We start from the raw sequence: 3,469 nt of genomic DNA on the forward strand, positions 1-3,469 counted from the left end.
GGCCGCCGTCGTTATTTCTCTCCGTCATTTCCTTCCGGCATTCCCGCCGCCGTTCCCATATCGTCCCGGCGGTGGTCTGATAAAGACAACGGGTCCACGCGCTTCGGGCCGGGCACGCCGTCGAACAGGAGGCACACGGGAATGGATGCCACGCCACCGCCGCGGCCCTCCGATGCCGGCAAGGACTTCGTGGTTGTCGAGGACAGCGGCGACTTCTCCTACTACCGGTCCCGCGAAGCCCTGCTGGCCGACTTCGAATATGTGGGCGAAGCTCCGTGCATCATGGACCGCAGCGCCGTCACGTACCGGCTGGAGCTGGACGAGAACCGCCACCTGCGCATGGGACCGCCCCTGGGATCGGTGGAGTTCCACTGGCTGCGCCAGGCCCTCGCCGAGGCGCGCGATGTGCATCCCGAGTCCCACCGGCTGCAGCGGGTTGACCCCGTCGGGCTCGCCGGGCTCGTGGCCGGACTGTTCGAGACGCTGCAGCTGGAACGCGGAACCGATGCTGAGCTGGGGCTTTGGAGCCTGGACATCGACGGTCTGGCGACGCGGCGCAATGCGCTGGCCGACGTCGACCGCCTCCTGGCCGGAAACGACCGCCTGGAGTCGGTCCTGGTGACCGACCCCTTCGGGCACCAGTACCGGCCCGTGTGGCACGCGAAGCACCGGCACCTGGGCCACGCCGGATTCCTCAGCTATGTCGAGGTCCCGGTCCGGCGCCGGCCGCGCGGGTGAGGCCTCGGGTGTAGGCCGGAGAGTCGGGACCAGAGGGGTGGGGCCAGGGGGCTGGGGCTAAGGCGTTGCCACCGCGAATGTGTCGCACTTGTTGATGTCCCCGGTGGTGTACCCCTGGTAGAACCACTTCTGCCGCTGGGCACTTGACCCGTGGGTCCATGCCTCCGGTGAGACGCGGCCCGTGGCGGCCTTCTGGATACGGTCATCACCGACGGCCGAGGCCGCCGACAGGGCGTCCTTCACGTCCTGGTCAGTGAAGGGGTCGAGATAGGGCTGGCCGGTCTTGGGATCCGCCTGCGTTGTTGCATAGTGGGCCCACAGCCCCGCGTAACAGTCGGCCTGGAGCTCAACCCGGACACCCCCGGAACCGGGTCCCTGCGGATCCTGTTGCGCCCGGTCGAGGTCGCCAAGCAGGTTCTGGACGTGGTGGCCGAATTCGTGGGCCACCACATATTCCTGCGCCAGGGGGCCGCCGGAGGAGCCAAACCGGTCCACCAGCTCCTGGAAGAAGCCGGGATCGAAGTATGCCGTGGTGTCGACGGGGCAGTAGAACGGCCCCACGTCCGAGGTGGCGGCGCCGCAGCCGGTGTTGGTTCCGCCGGTGAAGATCACCGCCTTCGGCCGCGGGTACTTGGTGTTGTACTGGGCCAGATAGGCCGGCCAGAAGGCGTTCAGACTGTTGACCGTTCCGGTGATCCTGCAGTCGAGGCGGGCGTCGGCGTCGGCGCCGGTCTGGCAGGCGGGGGCAGAGCCCTGGCTCTGCGTCTGGGGATCCTGGACGGTGCCGGCCAGACCCTCGAGAAGCTGGGGATTGATGCCAAAGAGGGCTGCCAGCAGGAGGATGATGCCGCCGCCGATCCCGCCGCCGATCATCGGGCCGCGGCCCATCCCGCGACGGTCCTGGACTTGTGACGGGTCCAGCGGGGCGTTGTCGTTAAAGCTCATGGAGTCACAATATCCCGCACACGCAGCCGCGGCGCCCGGCAACGCTAAAGTTGGTTCGATGCCATTTCTCGACAGACTCCAGCGCTGGGCCGATGACCGTCCCGACGAGACAGCCGTCGTCGTGGCCGGAGAGCACCTCAGCTGGTCCGGCCTGCGGGACAAAGCGGCGGCCCTGGTGCCCTCGGCACCGGCCATCACCGTGCTGTCCGAACAAAATTCAACCCACTTCGCCGTAGCGTTCGCCGCGGCCGTCGCTGGTGAGCGGCAGTGCGCCGTGTTGGACCCGGCCTGGCCCCAGCAACTCCAGGACGGCATCACCGCCCGCATCGCCGGGTCGGAAACGCGTCCGGCGCGTGCAGTTCCCGGGCCGGGGACCGGGCTCGCCGACGGGCCGCCGGAGACCTCGTTCCTGGTCGGCCTGACGTCCGGCACCACCTCGGTGCCCAAGGCGTTCACCCGCTCGCGGCGGTCCTGGCAGGAATCCTTCGAGGCCTCCATTGAATTCTTCGCACTGACGCAGGACGACAAGTCCCTGGCTCCCGGACCGCTCGCGGCAAGCCTAAACCTCTATGCCCTCGCCGAATGCCTGTACGCCGGCGCCGAGTTCCACAGCCTGGACCACTTCGATGTCGGCGCCGCCCACGCGGCCGTCAGCCACGACGGCATCACCCGCCTGGTCTTGGTGCCCACCATGCTCCGGCTGCTCAGCGAGCGGGGCCTGGCCGGCGGTGTCGATGCCTCCGGCATCCGCAGCATCATCTGCGCCGGTTCCAAGCTGGACGCCCGGACGCTGGAGGCGGCCCGGCGCTGGGCCCCCAACGCGACCATTTTCGAGTACTACGGCGCCTCCGAGCTTAGCTTCGTCTCGGGCGCCGGGTTGCGTCCGGGCGAGCCCGTCGAGCCTGGCGGGACCGGCATCGGAAAGCCCTTTCCCGGCGTCGAAATCCGCATCCTCGACGACGACGGCGCCGAACTCCCGGACGGCAGCGACGGCAACATCTGCGTCCGCAGCGGCATGGTCAGCAACGGCTACCTGTGGGGTGACGACGGCCAGGCGCTGCGCTGTTTCGACGGCTGGTACACCGTGGGGGACCAGGGCTACCTCTCCGACGGGACCCTGCACATGCTGGGCCGCCGCTCCGACATGATCATCACCGCCGGCACCAACGTCTACCCGCATGAGGTTGAGATGGCGCTGGCCTCCGTCCCGGGCGTCGCGGCGGCCGTGGCGGCCGGCATGCTTGACGATCTTCGCGGCCAGCGCGTCGTGGCCGGCGTCGTGCCCTCGCACGGAGCGGTCACCGCCACCCAGCTGCGGTCCGGGATCGACGATGTGCTGGCCCGGAACAAGCGCCCCCTGGAGTACTTCGTGCTGACGGAGCTGCCCCTGACGGACCGCGGCAAAATCAGCCGGCAGCTGCTGCTGGACTGGGTGGCGCGGAACGATCCCAGGATCCGGCGTCTTGGCTGAGCCGCGCGCGGGCAGCGGGCCGGCAGCACCCGGGCAGCCGCTCCGCGGAACGTCGTTCCCCCGGCGGTCTGTTCCCGGGCTGTCTTTCCCGGGGCTGCTGCCTGAGGACAGGCAGCCCGTGATCATCGCCGCGCGCCGGACGCCGCTGTGCCGCGCCAACGGGGCACTGAAGAAGCTCCGCGCCCACGAACTCCTGGCTCCGGTGCTCCGCAGCCTGCTCGCCGATGCCGGCGACGGCACCGGGGAATCCGTGACCGACGTCGTGATCGGCAACGCCGTGGGCGGCGGCGGAAACGTGGCCCGGCTCGCCGCGCT

The 3,469-nt window shown here is 69.5% G+C and carries 3 protein-coding genes and 1 pseudogene; 3 read left to right on the forward strand and 1 reads right to left on the reverse strand.

Features of this window, described 5'->3' with window-relative positions; translation table 11 throughout:
• Window positions 1-141: 141 nt before the first annotated feature.
• A complete protein-coding gene (locus Y706_RS0103745) occupies window positions 142-738 on the forward strand; it encodes a hypothetical protein (RefSeq protein ID WP_028275516.1) in 597 nt (198 codons plus the stop codon).
• A 57-nt stretch (window positions 739-795) separates the two neighbouring features.
• Here Y706_RS0103745 and Y706_RS0103750 read toward each other — a convergent pair whose 3' ends face one another.
• Window positions 796-1,683 (reverse strand): KPN_02809 family neutral zinc metallopeptidase, encoded by an 888-nt coding sequence (locus Y706_RS0103750; protein WP_028275517.1) that lies wholly within the window; start codon window positions 1,681-1,683, stop codon window positions 796-798.
• A gap of 58 nt (window positions 1,684-1,741) precedes the next feature.
• On the opposite strand from Y706_RS0103750, the gene Y706_RS0103755 reads away from it, so the two are divergent.
• Both Y706_RS0103755 and Y706_RS30000 read left to right on the forward strand, forming a co-directional pair.
• Window positions 1,742-3,154, forward strand: coding sequence for a class I adenylate-forming enzyme family protein (locus tag Y706_RS0103755; RefSeq protein WP_028275518.1), 1,413 nt, complete (start codon window positions 1,742-1,744; stop codon window positions 3,152-3,154).
• Between the two features lie 118 nt (window positions 3,155-3,272).
• A pseudogene (locus tag Y706_RS30000) lies at window positions 3,273-3,469 on the forward strand (acetyl-CoA C-acyltransferase); the annotation flags it as partial.

The sequence above is a fragment of the Arthrobacter sp. I3 genome, assembly GCF_000520575.1.
GTDB classification, from domain to species: Bacteria; Actinomycetota; Actinomycetes; order Actinomycetales; family Micrococcaceae; genus Arthrobacter; species Arthrobacter humicola_A.